This window comes from Afifella pfennigii DSM 17143 (genome assembly GCF_000688515.1).
Taxonomy (GTDB): Bacteria; Pseudomonadota; Alphaproteobacteria; order Rhizobiales; family Afifellaceae; genus Afifella; species Afifella pfennigii.
Genome location: NZ_JHZK01000003.1, coordinates 131,689 through 146,905, shown reverse-complemented (window position 1 = coordinate 146,905; position 15,217 = coordinate 131,689). Strand labels below are relative to the sequence as shown.

The 15,217-nt window shown below is 68.0% G+C and carries 15 protein-coding genes and 1 riboswitch; of the genes, 7 read left to right on the top strand and 8 right to left on the bottom strand.

Annotated features, from left to right (window positions below):
- Positions 1-16: 16 nt before the first annotated feature.
- On the bottom strand, positions 17-1,297 hold the full coding sequence (locus Q331_RS19890) for an OmpP1/FadL family transporter (protein WP_034490950.1): 1,281 nt from the start codon (positions 1,295-1,297) through the stop codon (positions 17-19).
- A gap of 269 nt (positions 1,298-1,566) precedes the next feature.
- Here Q331_RS19890 and Q331_RS0104035 point away from each other — a divergent pair, with 269 nt between their 5' ends.
- The 4 genes from Q331_RS0104035 to Q331_RS23885 all read left to right on the top strand — a co-directional run bounded on the left by Q331_RS0104035 (position 1,567) and on the right by Q331_RS23885 (position 5,103).
- Entirely contained in the window at positions 1,567-2,415 is an 849-nt protein-coding gene (locus Q331_RS0104035) for a fumarylacetoacetate hydrolase family protein (protein WP_026379617.1), read from the top strand.
- A 249-nt stretch (positions 2,416-2,664) separates the two neighbouring features.
- The gene (locus tag Q331_RS0104030; protein ID WP_210164903.1) at positions 2,665-3,666 is read left to right on the top strand and encodes a sulfurtransferase; all 1,002 of its coding nucleotides are present in this window, start codon (positions 2,665-2,667) and stop codon (positions 3,664-3,666) included.
- Between the two features lie 78 nt (positions 3,667-3,744).
- Complete coding sequence (locus Q331_RS0104025) at positions 3,745-4,944, top strand: YeeE/YedE family protein (RefSeq protein ID WP_034490947.1); 1,200 nt, start codon at positions 3,745-3,747, stop codon at positions 4,942-4,944.
- A 12-nt stretch (positions 4,945-4,956) separates the two neighbouring features.
- Positions 4,957-5,103 carry a hypothetical protein gene (locus Q331_RS23885; protein WP_169738465.1) on the top strand — a complete coding sequence of 49 codons (147 nt, stop codon included), beginning with the start codon at positions 4,957-4,959 and terminating at the stop codon, positions 5,101-5,103.
- Between the two features lie 31 nt (positions 5,104-5,134).
- On the opposite strand, the gene Q331_RS0104015 is transcribed toward Q331_RS23885, so the two are convergent.
- Genes Q331_RS0104015 through thiM form a run of 4 tightly spaced genes read right to left on the bottom strand, consistent with a single transcriptional unit; the run spans position 5,135 to position 8,470 of the window.
- A complete protein-coding gene (locus Q331_RS0104015) occupies positions 5,135-6,211 on the bottom strand; it encodes a TRAP transporter substrate-binding protein (RefSeq protein ID WP_156953254.1) in 1,077 nt (358 codons plus the stop codon).
- Positions 6,208-7,017: a bifunctional hydroxymethylpyrimidine kinase/phosphomethylpyrimidine kinase gene (gene thiD, locus Q331_RS0104010; RefSeq protein WP_026379613.1), complete on the bottom strand. Its 810-nt coding sequence runs from the start codon at positions 7,015-7,017 to the stop codon at positions 6,208-6,210. The genes Q331_RS0104015 and thiD overlap by 4 nt, the downstream gene beginning before the upstream one ends.
- Entirely contained in the window at positions 7,014-7,664 is a 651-nt protein-coding gene (gene thiE / locus Q331_RS0104005; protein ID WP_026379612.1) for a thiamine phosphate synthase, read from the bottom strand. Before thiE ends, thiD begins: the two co-directional genes overlap by 4 nt.
- Complete coding sequence (thiM, locus tag Q331_RS0104000; protein WP_026379611.1) at positions 7,661-8,470, bottom strand: hydroxyethylthiazole kinase; 810 nt, start codon at positions 8,468-8,470, stop codon at positions 7,661-7,663. Before thiM ends, thiE begins: the two co-directional genes overlap by 4 nt.
- A gap of 52 nt (positions 8,471-8,522) precedes the next feature.
- Positions 8,523-8,633, bottom strand: a riboswitch (TPP riboswitch).
- A 146-nt stretch (positions 8,634-8,779) separates the two neighbouring features.
- On the opposite strand from thiM, the gene Q331_RS0103995 reads away from it, so the two are divergent.
- Positions 8,780-9,016 (top strand): Lrp/AsnC ligand binding domain-containing protein, encoded by a 237-nt coding sequence (locus Q331_RS0103995; RefSeq protein ID WP_026379610.1) that lies wholly within the window; start codon positions 8,780-8,782, stop codon positions 9,014-9,016.
- Positions 9,017-9,027: 11 nt separating this feature from the next.
- Here the strand turns inward: Q331_RS0103995 and Q331_RS0103990 are convergent, their stop codons facing one another.
- Positions 9,028-9,954 carry a DMT family transporter gene (locus tag Q331_RS0103990; protein ID WP_026379609.1) on the bottom strand — a complete coding sequence of 309 codons (927 nt, stop codon included), beginning with the start codon at positions 9,952-9,954 and terminating at the stop codon, positions 9,028-9,030.
- A 79-nt stretch (positions 9,955-10,033) separates the two neighbouring features.
- On the bottom strand, positions 10,034-12,346 hold the full coding sequence (locus Q331_RS0103985; RefSeq protein ID WP_034490945.1) for a xanthine dehydrogenase family protein molybdopterin-binding subunit: 2,313 nt from the start codon (positions 12,344-12,346) through the stop codon (positions 10,034-10,036).
- Positions 12,347-12,504: 158 nt separating this feature from the next.
- Here Q331_RS0103985 and Q331_RS19885 point away from each other — a divergent pair, with 158 nt between their 5' ends.
- Positions 12,505-13,413 (top strand): DMT family transporter, encoded by a 909-nt coding sequence (locus tag Q331_RS19885; protein WP_051630520.1) that lies wholly within the window; start codon positions 12,505-12,507, stop codon positions 13,411-13,413.
- A 110-nt stretch (positions 13,414-13,523) separates the two neighbouring features.
- Positions 13,524-14,003 carry a pyridoxamine 5'-phosphate oxidase family protein gene (locus Q331_RS0103975; RefSeq protein WP_026379607.1) on the top strand — a complete coding sequence of 160 codons (480 nt, stop codon included), beginning with the start codon at positions 13,524-13,526 and terminating at the stop codon, positions 14,001-14,003.
- A 201-nt stretch (positions 14,004-14,204) separates the two neighbouring features.
- Here the strand turns inward: Q331_RS0103975 and Q331_RS0103970 are convergent, their stop codons facing one another.
- Positions 14,205-15,206: a DUF1214 domain-containing protein gene (locus Q331_RS0103970; RefSeq protein ID WP_026379606.1), complete on the bottom strand. Its 1,002-nt coding sequence runs from the start codon at positions 15,204-15,206 to the stop codon at positions 14,205-14,207.
- Between the last annotated feature and the right edge of the window lie 11 nt (positions 15,207-15,217).

Here is a 15,217-nt window from a genome sequence, read left to right as displayed (position 1 = left end):
GAATGCTGAGAAACGCTCAGTATTTGACGACGAGCGGTTCTTCGTAGCGCGGTCCGCCGAACTTCATCTTCACAGCCGCCGAGATGACGTGCACATGCGCATCCGAGGTGCCGCCGAACGGGCCGTTCGCCGTCGGCCCGGTGCCGAACGGCGCCGCCGGGACGATATCGGTGTCGTCGGCCCGGATGTAGGAATAGCCCAGATCGACGGAGAAGCGCTCGCTCGCCTGATAGCTGGCGCCGGCGGAGAACCACCAGCGGTCGTTGTCCGGCAGACGGAAGGTGCGATTGCCGTTGTCGAGCGGCGACAGCTCGCGCGCGATGCCGGCGCGCACCGTCACGGCCTCGTTGAAGTCGTACTCGCCGCCGAGCGAGAAGAACCAGGAATCGTTGTAGTGGAAGCCGAGCGGCACCGGCGCCGGCGCGCCCGTCAGCGTCACCGTCTCAAAACGGCTCCAATTCGCCCATTCGGCGCCGAAGGCGATACGGAAGGCGTCGGTGATGCGCTGGCGCACGCCGAGCGTCACCGTGTCGGGCAGATCGAAGCCGCTGGAATCGACCTGGAACGTGCCGGCCACGCCCGTGCGCAGCGGGCCCTCCAGATCGTGGTCGATGCGCGAGCGGTAGCCAAGACCGATTTCCGTGCCTTCCATCGGCCGGATCTGGATGCCGGCGGTGACGCCGAAGCCGATGTCGTCGCCATCGTCGAAGGCCGAGATGCCGAGGCCGGGCAGCGCCTGGCCGGTCAGGCGAACCTTGGCGTATTGCACGATCGCGCCGACCGCCAGGGTGACGTAATCGTTGAACTGGTAGGCGATGACGGGATTGCCGCTCAGCGTGAAGACTTCCGTCGTGCCCGCAACGCCCGCCCCGCGCACCACCGAGGTGCCGTTGTATTTGGTGGAAAGACCGAAGGGCGCATTGATGCCGAGACCGACAACCACCTGGTCGTTGATGCGATAGGCGGCATAGGAGTTCGGCACGAAGGCGTTGAGGCCGATATCGCCCTGGGACTGGGCGAAGACCGCCGGCCGCGTCACGTCGACGTCGGAATAGGGCGCGATATAGCTGATGCCGGCTTCCGCCTCAAAGCCCATGACGGCGCTCAGCGTCGCCGGGTTCCAGAACATGGAGGAAAGGCTGCCGCCTGCCGCGACGCCGGCGAAGGACATGCCCTGCCCATAGGCGCTCTGCTCGCGCAGGGCGAACCCGCCCGCCTCAGCGGCGGTCGCGCCGATAGCCGCCAGCAGCGCGCCGGCCGCCACGGAATGGGTGAGCGTCTTGGCGAATCTCGTCATGTTCCTCCCTCACGGACTCAGATCAGCTACACAAAACATTTCGCGAATTTAAGCCCGCACATTGCTTACCTGGCAATATTTCGACTTGGCGAAGCCCTGGTGCAGCCACATTCGGATCGTGTTTGTGACAAAAGCGCCACAAATTCCGTTAGGGCATCCGTAACGTTACTTAACGAATAGTTAACTTCATCAACCTCTCGGCGGACCGTTTGACGGCGCCCCATGCGGGGGCTAGGCAGCAGCCCACATAGGTTCAGAAGGTGAATGTGATGAAGCTTTCGCGTGTTGGCGAAGAAGGAAACGAGAAGCCGGCATTGATCGATGCCGAAGGCAAGGTTCGCGACCTTTCCGGCGAGGTGGAGGATTTCTTCCCGCATCTGATGACTTTGGAGCTGCGCGAGCGTCTGGCGCGCCTCGACCCCTCAAGCCTGCCGGTCATCGACAATCCTGGCCGTTTCGGCCCGCCGATCGCGCGGCCGGGTCACTTCATCGCCGTCGGCCTCAATTATGCAGACCATGCGCGCGAGGCTGGCGTGGAGCCCCCCGTCGAGCCGGTCCTCTTCTCCAAGGCGCCGAGCTCGGTCTGCGGACCTGACGACGACGTCATCATCCCCGTCGGTTCGCAAAAGACCGACTGGGAGGTGGAGCTGGCCTTCCTCATCGGTCGCCGCGCCTTCCGCGTCGACGAGGCGGAGGCGCTTCATCACGTCTTCGGCTACATGGTGTGCAACGACGTTTCCGAGCGCGCCTGGCAGCTGGAGGGCACCGGCCAGTGGATCAAGGGCAAGAGCGCGCCGCATTTCAGCCCGCTCGGTCCGGTCCTGGTCACCTCCGAGGAGGTGGGCGACCCGCAGTCGCTCGGCCTTTGGCTCGATGTCAACGGCAAGCGCATGCAGACCGGCTCCACCTCCACGATGATCTTCCCGGTCGCCGAGCTCATCTCCTATATCTCGCAGCTGATGGTGCTGGAACCGGGCGATATCGTCACCACCGGCACGCCTCCGGGCGTCGGCATGGGCATGCGCCCGCAAGTCTATCTGAAGCCCGGCGACGAGATTCGCCTCGGCATCGACAAGCTCGGCGAGCAGCGTCAGAAGGTCGTCGCCGCCACCGCGTGACCTTCATCCGCCGAGGCGTCTTTCTTTGAGCGGGAGAGCCGGACCCGATCCGGCCCCCGCTCCCCTTTCCCCACAAATCCATTCCGCCTTCGCCCCGCTGCGGGGCATGGCCTTGCGCCGATCCGCGCTGCGGCGGCATGGCAGTCCTTTTGGCCGCCTGCCTTGCCCGCCTATAGTGGGCCCAGTTCCAATCCTGATCCGAACCGATCGGCGGCGCGGCGTCCCGCGCCGCCTCGCAGGGAGGCCCTCTTGACCTATCGGCGCTTTATCGACCGCCTTTCCCCCGTCCAGCTCTTGCTCGCGGCGGCCCTCACCCTGGCCGTCCTCATCGGCCATGCCGCTGCGGCGACCACAGGCCCTCTCTCTGGCCCGCTGGTGGAGGCCGACTGGCTGAAGGCCAATCTCGGCCGCGAGGACGTCGTCGTCCTCGACACCCGCAGCGCCAATGGCGAGAACGATCCTTATCTGGAAGGCCATATCCCGGGCGCGCTCTCCGCCCCCTATCCTGGCGGCTGGCGCACCGAGCGCGACGGCATCCCCGGCCAGCTTCCGCCGCTCCCCGCCCTTGAGGCGCATATCGGCGGCCTCGGCATCTCCGGCGAGGAGACGATTGTCATCGTGCCGGCCGCCGCCAGTTCCAGCGAGTTCGGCGGCGCCACCCGCATCTACTGGACGCTGAAGCTTCTCGGCATCGATGACGTGGCCATCCTCAACGGCGGCTATCGCGCCTGGACGGCCGACGCCTCCGCGCCGCTTGAGAACGAGGCCGCAGAAGCGACGCCGGTCGCCTTCAAGGCGCAGCTGCGCCCGCAGCTTCTCGTCTCCAGCGACGAGGTGCGCCAGCGCCTTGGCGAGAGCTCCACGGTGATGCTCGACGGCCGCCCGCTGAGCCAGTTCGCCGGCAAGGAGAAGCACCCGGCCGCCCAGCGCTACGGCCGCCTGCCGGGCGCCGTCAATCTCGACCAGTCGGTCTTCTTCGACGCTGAGACCGGGCGCGTCGTCGCCAAGGACGCGGCGATGTCGCTCGTGCCGCCCGAAGCGGCCAAGGCGGATGCCGAGATCGTCAGCTACTGCAACACCGGCCACTGGGCCTCCATGAACTGGTTCGTCCTTTCGGAGGTGCTGGGCTACGAGAACGTCCGCCTCTTCGACGATTCCATGGTCGGCTGGACGGAGAACCCGGACAATCCCGTCGACAGCGACCGCAGCCGCTGGGACGACATCAAGTCCTGGTGGAACGGCCAATCCTAAGCAAGGCCTGGCGGGGCGGCCAATCCTCGGCCGCCCGCCGCAGCACGAACAAACAGAAACTGGAGCCATCCGGCCAAAATGTCCGTATCGAGTGAACCCCTCAGCGGCGCCCGGCTCGGCGCGACCACCGGCATAGCCGAGGCGGTCGACCGCACGGCGCTTTTCTTCTCGCTCGCCGCCCTTACCCTTCTCACGCTGCTCATCGGCTACGAAGTCTCGCCGAAAATGGCGAGCCTCTTCCTTATCGGCGCCGGGCTCGGCGTCGCGCTCCTGCACGGCGCCTTCGGCTTCACCGCCGGCTGGCGCAACGTCGTAACCCGCCGCGACGGGCGCGGTCTCAGGGCCCAGCTCTGGGTCATCGGCGCCACCGCCCTCCTCTTCGTGCCCTTGATCAACGGGCTGGTTCCGGGTCTTGCCGTACAGGGTGCCATCGCTCCGGTCGGCACCTCGCTCATCGTCGGCGCCTTCCTCTTCGGCCTCGGCATGCAGCTCGGCAATGGCTGCGGCTCCGGCACGCTCTTCACCCTCGGCGGCGGCTCCGGGCGCATGCTGATCACGCTCGCCGCCTTCATCGTCGGCTCCGTCGTCGGCTCCGTGCACCTACCCTGGTGGCTGGACCGACCCGGCTTCGACCCGGTCAACCTCGCCGAATGGCTGAGCGTGCCGGGCGCGCTCGCCCTCATTCTCGCCGGCCTGGCAGCGGTCGGCGCCTGGACGCTGACGGCGGAGCGCAAGGCGGGATTTGCCGCGCCCGTTTCCGCCGCCGGCCGCTTCTGGCGCGGCCCCTGGCCGCTTCTATGGGCCGGCGCCGCGCTCGTTGTCCTCAACCTTCTGACGCTGCTGATCGCCGGCCATCCCTGGACGATCACCTACGGCTTCGCGCTCTGGGGCGCCAAGGCGGCACAGGCGCTCGGCCTTGACATGTCGGCCTATGAGTTCTGGCAATGGCCGAAGGGGGCCGAGGCGCTATCGACCTCGCTGCTCGCCGACGTCACCTCGGTGATGAATATCGGCCTGGTGCTGGGCGCGATGGCCGCCGCCGCCCTCGCCGGCAGCTTCGCCAAGGCGCCCTTTCCCGGCATGCGCTCCGCCCTTGGCGCCGTCATCGGCGGGCTGCTCATGGGATACGGCGCCCGGCTCGGCTTCGGTTGCAACATCGGCGCCTTCCTCGGCGGCATCGCTTCGGGCTCGCTGCACGGCTGGCTGTGGTTCGCCTCCGCCTTCGCCGGCACGCTCGTCGGCATCCGGCTGCGGCCCCTCTTCGGCCTCGGCAATTAGAGGGGCGGGCTCATGCGCATTCTGCTCCTGGCCGCCGTCGCCGCCGGCCTCCTCCTGGTGCTTGCCGACCACCTGATGTCGCCGCCGCTGCAGGCGAGCACGGGCGGCACCTCCACCGCCTGCGCCCCCTGTGGCGCGCCCTGCCCCTCCACGCGCTAGCGCGGGGAGAGGTGTGACGCGGCGCGCGGCCTCAGCCGCGCGCCGAAAGAAGCGCCGCCTGCGAGACCTTCGACCAGGGCGTCAGCCTGGCGCGGGCGGCCCGGTAGCTCTCGATGATCTCAGCGGAGACCCCGCCTTCCTCCGCCAGCATGTCGAAAACCTCCTCGGAGGCCGTCTTGGCCGCTTCCATGAGGTCCTCGGGGTAAGCGTGCAGCGTGACGCCCTTTTCCTCCGTCAGCTGGCGCAAGGCACGGCCATTCTCCCATTCCGCCTCGCCGAGGCCGCGGATGTTCTCCACCGCCAGGACATGGGCGACCACGGCCTTCAGATCCTCCGGCAGCCCTTCCCAGGCGGCGAGCGAGACAAGCCCCTCGCCGGTGCCGTTCGGCTCGTGGAAGCCCGGCCAGTAATAATGCTCGGCCACCTGCCAGAAGCCCATGGCGAGGTCGGACCAGGGTCCGAGGAACTCCGCCGCGTCGATGGTGCCCGCTTGCAGGGCCGGCACGATCTCCGGCGGCGGCAGCGACACGGGTGTCGCGCCGAGCCGGCGCGCCACCTCGCCACCGAGGCCCGGCATGCGGATCTTCAGGCCGCGAAAATCGTCGAGCGTATTGATCTCCCTGGTATACCAGCCGCCCATCTGGAAGCCGGTATTGCCGGCCATGAAGGGCTTGACGCCGAAGGGCTGGTAGAGCCGGTCCCAGAGCGCCTGCCCGCCGCCATGGTCGACCCAGGTGATGTGCTCCAGCGGCGTCAGCCCGAAGGGCGCGGCGGTGTAGATCGGCGCGACCGCCGCCTTGCCGGCCCAGAACAGCGAGGCGGTATGCGCCATCTCCGCCGTGCCCTCGGCCACGGCGTCGAAGACGGCGAGTGCCGGCACCAGCTCGCCCGCCGCCCGCACCTTGATGCGCATGCGCCCGCCGGACGCCGCCTCGATGCCGGTGGCGATGCGCTCGGCGGTCATGCCCGGCCCCGGCAGGTTCTTCGGCCAGGACGTCACCATCGTCCATTCGATGCGCTCCTGCGCCAGAGCCGGGCGTGCCAGCGCCCCGGCGCCGACGGCGAGCGCGCCTCCGGCAAGAAGGCTGCGCCGTGTCGGATGGCTCATGATCGGTCCTCCCATTGTGCGAAGAAGTGGTGCACCGGGCCGTGGCCCTGGCCGATGGCGAGGCGGTCGGCCGCCGCGATGGCGTTTTGGATGTAGGCCTTCGCCTCGGCGAAGGCGGCGGCGAGCGGCAGGCCCTTGGCGAGCCCGGAGGCGATGGCGGAGGAAAGCGTGCAGCCGGTGCCGTGGGTGTTCCGGGTAGCGATGCGCGGCGCGGAGCGCCAGTCCGGCCCCTCCGCCGTCAGGAGAAGGTCCGCCGCCTCCTCGCCCGTGCCGTGCCCGCCCTTCAGGAGCACCGCGCCCGGCCCCAGGCGCATCAGCGCCTCGGCCTGGCGCAGCATCGCCTCGCCGTCGGCCGCCGGCGCCTCGCCAAGCAGCCGCGCCGCCTCCATCAGGTTCGGCGTGATGACGGCGGCGAGCGGAAAGAGCACATCGCGCAGCGTCGCAACCGCCTCCTCCGCGATCAGGGGATCGCCGGAGGCGGCCACCATCACCGGGTCGAGCACCACCGGCGCCGCCTGCCAGCGCTTCAGCCCCTCGGCGACCGTCTCGATCACTTCCGGGCGCGACAGCATGCCGATCTTGGTGGCGTTGACGGCAAGGTCGCAGAAGACGGAATCGATCTGCGCGGCGACGAAATCGGCCGGCACGTCGTGGATGGCGGTGACGCCTTGCGTGTTCTGCGCCACCAGCGCGGTGATGACGCTGGCGCCGTAGACGCCGAGGGCGGAGAAGGTCTTCAAATCCGCCTGGATTCCGGCGCCCCCGCTGGGGTCGGTGCCGGCGATCGTGAGGGCGATCGCGGTCATTTTGCTTCCTTTGCCTTGATGATCTCGGCGCTGAGGGTCCGCGCCGCCGCTTGCGGGTCCGGTGCCGCCATGATCGCCGAGACGACGGCGACGCCCTCCGCCCCGGCGGCGATGCAGGGCGCCGCCTTGCCGGCGGCAATGCCGCCGATGGCGACGGCGGGAAGGTCGATGGCGCTGACGAGCGCCGAAAGCCCCGCCGTGCCGATGGCCGCGCCGGCATCGGCCTTGGTGCCCGTCTGATAGACCGGCCCGACGCCGATGTAGTCGGCTTGCCCGAGGGCCAGCTGCGAGGCGCGATGCTCCGCGGCGCTGCCGACGGAGATGCCGAGGATTTTTTCCGGCCCGATCAGCCGGCGCGCATCCTGCCCGTCCATGTCGCTCTGGCCCAGATGCACGCCGGCCGCCTCCGCGGCGAGCGCCACGTCGGTGCGGTCGTTGACGATGAGCGGCACGCCCCGAGGCGCCAGAAGCTCCACAAGGCGCCGGGCGATGGCGACGAGATCGCGCGTGCCGGCATCCGGGTCGCGCAGCTGCACCAGGCTCACCCCGCCGGCGACGGCCGCCTCCACCGTCTGGAAGAAGTCGCGTTCCCCGGCAAGCCTCGGATCGGTGACGAGATAGAGCGACAGGTCGAAGGCGCGCCTCATGCGCTCTCCTCGCGGATATCGGCATGCGCGGCGAGCGCGCTCGCATTCATGTTCCACAAGGCGTCGCACAGCTCCGCCGGCAGATGGCCCGGCCCGCGCGGGCAGCGCTCGCCGGCAACCGAGCCGGCGGCGCCGTAGATGGCAAGGCCCGCAACGGCCGCGTGAAGCGGCGGGCGCACGGTGGCGAAAGCGGCGATCGTCGCCGACAGGGCGCAGCCGAGCCCGGTGGAGGCCGGCATCATCTCGTGCCCGCCACGAACGGCAAAGACCCTCCTGCCGTCGGTGGCGTAATCGGTCTCGCCGGTGACGGCGACGACCATATCTTCCTTTTTTGCCAGCGCTTTGGCCGCGGCGAGCGCCGCCTTCGAGCCGGCGGTGGAATCGACGCCCTTGCCCGCGCCCGACCCTTCCGCCAGCGCGATGATCTCGCTGGCATTGCCGCGCACGACCGTCGGCCTGAGGCGAAGAAGCTGGCGCGCGGCCTCGGTGCGGAACGGCGTCGCGCCGGTGGCCACCGGATCGAGGACCCAGGGCTTTTCGGCCGCCCGCATCACCGTGGCGGCACGTTCCATCGCCGTCACCCAGGAAGGCGAGAGCGTGCCGATATTGACGACGAGCGCGTCGGCGATGCCGGCAAAATCGCTCGCCTCCTCCTCGGCATGCACCATGGCCGGCGAGGCGCCCAGCGCCAGAAGCGCGTTGGCGGAGACGGTCATGGCGACGAAGTTGGTGATGTTGTGGACGAGCGGGCGCTTCTCCCGCAATTCGCCAAGGGCGGCGAAGGCCTCGTCGATATCAAGCGTCATGCGTTCCTCGCGCTCGCCCGGCAGGCGGCGGCGACAGAACGGAAAAGGGGTGAAGCTCGGCCCATCCCATCCCTACGCCGGTGCGAGCCGGATCAGGTTCGAGGGGTTGGCCTTTTGCCTCTCAGCCGCCTGCCGGATCGCGGCGGCACCCCCTGAGATTTCACGCCAAGACGTAGAGGCAAGCCGGGCCGATTGCAAGCGGCCTTGCGAGGCGCTCTTGCCGCAAGGCAGCTATTGAGGCGCCGCGGCGCCCTCTCCCCTTGCCGACCAGGCCCGCATCGGCTTTTGTCGGGCCGACAGGAGAAGCCCATGATCCCGTTTTTCGTGCTCATCAAATGCCGGCTCGGCAAGGCCTATCAGGTCGCCACCGAGCTCGCCGACGCCGAGATCGCCTCGGAGATCTATTCCACCGCCGGCGACTACGATCTTCTGGCCAAGTTCTATATCGATCGCGATGCCGATATCGGCCATTTCGTCCAGGAGAAGGTGCATTGCATCGACGGCATCCAGGACACCAAGACGATCATCACCTTTAAGGCGTTCTAGCGGGCTGGGGCTTATCCCTGCGGCGTCGTCACGCTCTTCATCCGCGCCCGCTCCAGGCCGAGCTGGTGCTCGCGGAAGATGATGAAGATGCCGGCGGCGATGACGATGGCGCTGCCCACCCAGACATTGAAGCCGGGCACGTCGCCGAAGACGACGTAGCCGAGCGTCAGGCCCCAGATCATCGACACATAGTCGAAGGGCGCGATGATGGAGGTCTCCGCAAAGCGGTAGGCCGCCGTCACCATGATCTGGCCGAGCCCGCCGAGAAGCCCCGCCGAGACGAGCAGGATGAAGTCCCCGGTCGACGGCATCGTCCAGCCGAAGGGCGCCGTCATCAGGGCGGCGAGCGTCGCCGTCAGCGAGAAGTAGAAGACGATGGAGGCCGTCGATTCGGTGCCCGTCAGCCGGCGCACCAGCACCGCCGCCGTCGCCATCGCCACCGTGGAGGCGAGCGCCAACATGGCGCCGACCATCTCCCGGTCGCCGGCAAAGCCCCGCTCCAAGACTTCAAGCCGCGGCCACAGGATGACGGCGATGCCGGCAAGGCCGATGAAGACGGCGCTCCAGCGGAAGATGCGCACCTTCTCCTTCAAGAACAGCGCCGCCAGGATGACGATCATCAGCGGCGTGCCGTAATTGATCGCCATCGCCTCCGGCAGCGGCAGGCGCTCCACCGACATGAACCACAGCGTCATCCCGGCAAGCCCGGCAAGGCCGCGGATGAGATGGCCGAAGGGCCGTCTGGTGCGCACCGCGTCGGCAAGGCGGCCCTGCACCGCCAGCATGACGAGCAGCGGCACCATGCCGAAGGCGGAGCGGAAGAAGACGATCTCGCCCGGCGGCGCCCGGTCGCCGACGAGCTTCACGCAGGCGAGCATCAGCGTGAAGAACAGCGTGGAGCCGATCTTCAGGAAGATGGCGCGGGTGGCGTCGCTCATCGCCGCCCCGCCGACATGATTGCCGAGTTGCCCTCTCGCCGGGCCGCGCGCCTCACCTCTTGCGTCTTTCTAAGGCTCCTCAGGCTTGGCTGCCGCGGCGGGCGGCCTCGATCGCCTCCCAGACCCGCAAGGGCGTCGCCGGCATGTCGAGATGGCGGATGCCGTAGCCACGGTTCAGCGCGTCGATAACGGCGTTCATCACCGCGGGCGTGGCGCCGATCGTGCCCGCCTCGCCGGCGCCCTTGATGCCGAGCGCATTGTGGGTGGAGGGGATGTTGCGCGTCTCGAAATGGAAGGAAACGGCATCCCAGGCGCGCGGCATGGCGTAGTCGTTGAAGCTCGCCGTCACCAGCTGGCCGTCCTCGTCGTAGACGGTGTGCTCCAGAAGCACCTGGCCGATCGACTGCACGATGCCGCCATGCACCTGGCCTTCCAGGAGCATCGGGTTCACCGTGACGCCGAAATCGTCGACGATGGTGTAGCGCAGGATATGGACGCTGCCGGTATCGGGATCGATCTCCAGCTCGCAGACATGCGTGCCGTTGGGATAGGTGGCTTCCGCCTGGCTGACCTCGCCGATAGCCTCCAGGCGCTCCTTGTCCTGCGTCTTTCCGGCCAGATCGGCGAGCGAGATCGCCCGGTCCGTGCCGACGATGCGCGCACTGCCCTCCGCCAGCTCGATATCGCCGGCCGCTGCCTCCAATTCGCCCGCCGCCAGCTCCTTCAGCTTGCCGGCGAGTTCCTGCGCGGCGCGCTCCACGGAGGGCGCGCCGATAGGGATGGAGCGCGAGCCGCCGGTGCCGCCGCCCTTTTCCAGATGGTCGGTATTGCCCTGACGGACATGAACCTTCTCGTAATCGAGCCCCAGCGGGCCGGCGACGAACTGGGCATAGGCCGTCTGGTGCCCCTGGCCGTTCGCTTGCGTGCCGATGAACAGCGACACCGAGCCGTCCTCCTCCAGCCGCGCCTTGGCGGCCTCCGAGCCGGCGAAGGCGCAGGCCTCGATATAGGTGGCAAGGCCGATGCCGCGCAGCTTGCCGCCCGCCTTGCTCTCCTCTGCCCGCGGTTGGAAGCCTTCCGCCTCCGCCACCTCCAGCGCCCGCTCCATATGGCCGGCGAAATCGCCGGTGTCGTAGAGGCGTCCGGTGACGGTTTCATAGGGAAGCTGTTCGGGGCGGATGAAGTTGCGCCGACGGATCTCCGCCGGCGAAAGACCGCAGACCCGTGCCGCCTCGTCCATCAGCCGTTCGATCGTATAGGCCGCCTCCGGCCGCCCGGCGCCGCGATAGGCATCCGTCGGCACGGTGTTGGAGTAAACGCCCTTCACCGTCACCTGGGCGGTGGCGATATCGTAAAGCCCGGTCGTCATGGAAAGGCCGAGCCAGGGAATGTAGGGGCCGAACTGGGAGAGATAGGCGCCCATATTGGCGAGCGTCTCCACCTTCATCGCCAGAACGCGCCCGTTCCTATCGAGGGCGAAGGCGGCCTCCGTCACGTTGTCTCTTCCCTGCGCGTCGGATTGGAAATGCTCGTTGCGGTCCGACACCCAGCGCACCGGCCGCGCCAGTGCCTGCGCAGCCTTCGCCGCCAGCGGATACTCCCGGTAGGCGAAGGTTTTCGGGCCGAAGCCGCCGCCGACATCGGGGGTGATCACCCTGAGGCGCGAGGGATCGATGTTCATCACCTTGGCGATGGCCCGGCGCATGCCGTGGACGCCCTGCGAGCCGACGGTGATCGTCCAGCTCTTCTCCTCCGGATGAAACTCCGCCAAGACAGCCCGCGGCTCGATGTAGTTGCACACCAGCCGGTTGTTGACGAGCCTCAGCTTCGCCACCTTCTCGGCCTTGGCGAAGGCGGCCTCAGTCGCCGCCGCATCGCCCGCCTCGTAGGTGAAGGCGAGATTGCTGCCATGTTCCGGCCAGACCAGCGGCGCCTCCTCATCCAGCGTGCGGTCCGTCTGCGTCAGCGCCGGCAGCGGCTCGTAGTCGATATCGATGAGCTCGGCGGCCGAGCGCGCCAGGTTGATGTCATCGGCGACGACGAGCGCCACCGCATCGCCGACATGGCGCACGATATCCGAGCACAGAACCGGCACCTCGGCCTTGTGCACCTCGCCCGTGGTGGGGCCGACGGCGAGATTGGGCATGGGCGAAAGGTCGCCCACCTCCGCCGCCGTCCACACCAGATGCACGCCCGCCGCCGCCCTGGCCGCCGAAAGGTCGCCGATGCGGAACCTGGCATGCGCCACCGGCGAGCGCAGAATGAACGCCGTCAGCGCCCCTTCCGGCATCACATCGGCGGTGTAGCGGCCTTGTCCGCGGATGAGCGCGTCGTCCTCGACGCGGCGCGGGCTGGCGCCCAACCCAAATTTCGGCGGAGCCATATCGTTCATGACACGGAGACCTGTTCTGCGGGAAGGATAAGGCAGCAACCTAGCGGCAGGGTGCTGCAAGGAAAGAACCGCTCCAGCTTGACGGATCGCCCGCAACAGCGTCAATAGCCGCAATGCATGGGCCGAGCCGGATGAACGGAAAGAGTGCCGGCTTGGCGATGCGCTTTGGCGCCCTGCCCGGCAATCTGCGCGGCGCCGCCTGGATCCTGCTCGCCACCGTGCTCTTCGCCGTCATGATGGCGCTCATCAAGCTCATCGGCACGCATCTGCCGGTCTCCCAGATCCTTCTCGTGCGTCAGGCGGTGATGCTGCTCGCCGCCATGCCCCTTATCGTTCAGGGCTTTCCCGATTCGCTGACGACGAGGCGGCCGGGCCTGCATGCCTTGCGTATCGCCTTCGCCGTCGTCGCCCTGTTCTGCGGCTTTACCGCGGTGGTGCATCTGCCGCTTGCCGACGCGACCGCCATCGCCTTCGCCAAGAGCTTCTTCATCTCCATCTTCGCCATCCTCATCCTGGGCGAGGTGATGGGCATCCGCCGCTGGGCCGCGACCCTCATCGGCTTTGCCGGCGTGCTGGTCATGCTCAGCCCCACCGGCGCCGGCATCGACCTTTACGCCCTGCTTGCCGTCCTCGGCGCGGCGGCCGCGGGCCTCGTCATGGTGGTCATCCGGCTTTTGTCGCGCAGCGACCGGCCGATCACCATCCTTGCCTACCAGACCGTCTTCGTCGGCCTCCTGATCGCGCCGCTCGCCGTCTGGCAATGGGTCTGGCCGACCTGGCAGGAGGCGCTCCTGCTCATCGCCATCGGCCTCGTCTCGGTGCTGGCGCAGACCTGCAACATCCAGGCCTTCAAGGCCGGCGAGGCGACGGTTCTGGCCTCGCTCGATTATCTGCGCCTGTTATGGGCGAGCCTCATCGGCATCGCCATCTTCGCCGAGCTGCCGTCCTGGCGGACCGTCATCGGCGCTTCCATCGTCATCGGCGCGGCGCTCTACACCGTGCACCGGGAGGCGCGGCGCGGCCAGCGCCTTTCCCGCTCGCCCTCCGGCCGCGGCTATTCCACCTGAGCTGGCGGCACCGGCCGCGACCCCTCCTTTCGACGGGACGCGCCGCCTTGCGGGAACGCTGGCCCTGCGGCGCTCGTTGGCAAGGCGAGACGACGAAGGGAGGCCGACATATGGGCGAAGCATCGGTGGAAGAGCTCTTCCGGCTGATTGAGGATATCGATACCTGCATGCTGACCACGCGCGACGGCGGCAAGCTGCGCTCCCGGCCGATGGGCTTCACCGCCAACCGCGAAAGCCACGAATTCCATCTGTTGACGAAGAAATCCTCCCACAAGGCCGAGGAGCTGGCGGCCCATCCGGAGGTCAACCTCGCCTTCGCCCGGCCCGACCGGCGCGAATTCGTCTCCGTCTCCGGCCAGGCCTACCTCACCACCGACCCAAGGCTGATCGCCGCTTTGTGGACGGGCGAGGCGGAAGCCTGGTTCCCCGAGGGGCGCTCCGATCCGCAGGCCGCCGTCATCCGCGTCGTGCCCTCCATCGGCGAATATTGGCAGGGCCATAGCCGCCTCATCCGGCGCTTCGATCTCATCCGCGCCAAGCGCGCCGACGAGGAGCCGCATGTGCAGGAAAACCGGAAGGTCGAGCTTTAGAGACTTCTGCGATGAGATTGAATCGTTCCGCCTGTTCGCATCGGCAACAAGGCGCTTGGGGATCGGCGAGAGCATAGCGGGGTCGCGCACGAGCCGGGCCCGAAGTGCCTTGCCGCAAAATCCCCGCGGCAGAACGTTTCCATCAAGGTGTGACGCGCGCGCTCCAGGAGCGCGCGCCTCGTACCCGGCGGCTCAACGCCGTCAATCGGAGGGCGACGGCTCCGGAAACGTCCAGGTCCCGTCGAGAATCTCCGGCCGCGGCTTGTAGAGGCGGACGGTGTAATTCCAGTCCGGGGTGATCGGGATGCAGTTCATGCGCCCGTCGTCGCATCCGCCGAAATGGATGGTGTAGGAGCCATTCGCGTTCGGCTTCGCCGTGACGTTGTTGTAGCTGTTCCGCTTCAGGTCGTTGGGCTCCAGATAGCCGTCGGCGTTGTAGACGGTGACCGACCAGAACGCGTCCACGGGCACGTCCTTCACCGTGACGACGTGCGCGGTCTCGCCATCGTTCGCCTCGACGCTATCGATGACGGCGCTGGCTACCGTGGCAGGCTGTCCGGCCCAGCCCGCCATGGCGCCGACCATGTGGTCGATGGGATCGACCTCGTCCTTGCGGCCGAAGGCTCGAGCCGCATTGAAGCCAACCGCGCTCGCCAGATGGCTCACGGCCTTTCGCGCCTCTGCAAGGCTCTCAAGGTCCCAGTCCGGCGTCTCGAACGGCCCCTCGCCGCCGCCCCTCACCTCGATCCCGTCCTGCGCGGCGTGCGCCGCCGCGAGGTCATCGGGATCGGCGACGTCGAGGAACGTGCGGAACAGGAGCATCGCGAAGCGCGTGCCCACCTCTTCCTCGGTCAGCTCGTAGGTCCCCGGCGTCGCTTCCACGAAGCTGTAGTGGTCCTGGCTGATCACCAGCATCGACTGAAACCGGCCGCCGATCTCCGGCAGCGTGACGGTCGCCGGCTCAGAGAGATCGAGCACGACCGCGGAGTAGAGCGTGTCCTGGTTGGCGCGGATCACCGGCTGCGGCTTTTCGGGGTCGGTTGTCTCGCGAAAATGAACGAACTCGCCTATCCCGACGTCGTGGGCGTCCAAGTTGAGCTGGAACATGTGATCGGACTCCGCGCGCACGAGGTTCTGGATCGTAACGTCCTCGGCCATGGCGAGCGTCGGGGCACAGAACGCGAGGATCAGCAGAGGTCGCATCTTCCTATCCC

Excerpts from the sequence above, each read along its gene's own strand:
- Q331_RS19890 (WP_034490950.1), bottom strand. The coding sequence starts at position 1,297 with ATGACGAGATTCGCCAAGACGCTCACCCATTCCGTGGCGGCCGGCGCG.
- Q331_RS0104035 (WP_026379617.1), top strand. The coding sequence starts at position 1,567 with ATGAAGCTTTCGCGTGTTGGCGAAGAAGGAAACGAGAAGCCGGCATTG.
- Q331_RS0104025 (WP_034490947.1), top strand. The coding sequence starts at position 3,745 with ATGTCCGTATCGAGTGAACCCCTCAGCGGCGCCCGGCTCGGCGCGACC.
- Q331_RS23885 (WP_169738465.1), top strand. The coding sequence starts at position 4,957 with ATGCGCATTCTGCTCCTGGCCGCCGTCGCCGCCGGCCTCCTCCTGGTG.
- Q331_RS0104015 (WP_156953254.1), bottom strand. The coding sequence starts at position 6,211 with ATGAGCCATCCGACACGGCGCAGCCTTCTTGCCGGAGGCGCGCTCGCC.
- thiD (WP_026379613.1), bottom strand. The coding sequence starts at position 7,017 with ATGACCGCGATCGCCCTCACGATCGCCGGCACCGACCCCAGCGGGGGC.
- thiE (WP_026379612.1), bottom strand. The coding sequence starts at position 7,664 with ATGAGGCGCGCCTTCGACCTGTCGCTCTATCTCGTCACCGATCCGAGG.
- thiM (WP_026379611.1), bottom strand. The coding sequence starts at position 8,470 with ATGACGCTTGATATCGACGAGGCCTTCGCCGCCCTTGGCGAATTGCGG.
- Q331_RS0103995 (WP_026379610.1), top strand. The coding sequence starts at position 8,780 with ATGATCCCGTTTTTCGTGCTCATCAAATGCCGGCTCGGCAAGGCCTAT.
- Q331_RS0103990 (WP_026379609.1), bottom strand. The coding sequence starts at position 9,954 with ATGAGCGACGCCACCCGCGCCATCTTCCTGAAGATCGGCTCCACGCTG.
- Q331_RS0103985 (WP_034490945.1), bottom strand. The coding sequence starts at position 12,346 with ATGAACGATATGGCTCCGCCGAAATTTGGGTTGGGCGCCAGCCCGCGC.
- Q331_RS19885 (WP_051630520.1), top strand. The coding sequence starts at position 12,505 with ATGCGCTTTGGCGCCCTGCCCGGCAATCTGCGCGGCGCCGCCTGGATC.
- Q331_RS0103975 (WP_026379607.1), top strand. The coding sequence starts at position 13,524 with ATGGGCGAAGCATCGGTGGAAGAGCTCTTCCGGCTGATTGAGGATATC.
- Q331_RS0103970 (WP_026379606.1), bottom strand. The coding sequence starts at position 15,206 with ATGCGACCTCTGCTGATCCTCGCGTTCTGTGCCCCGACGCTCGCCATG.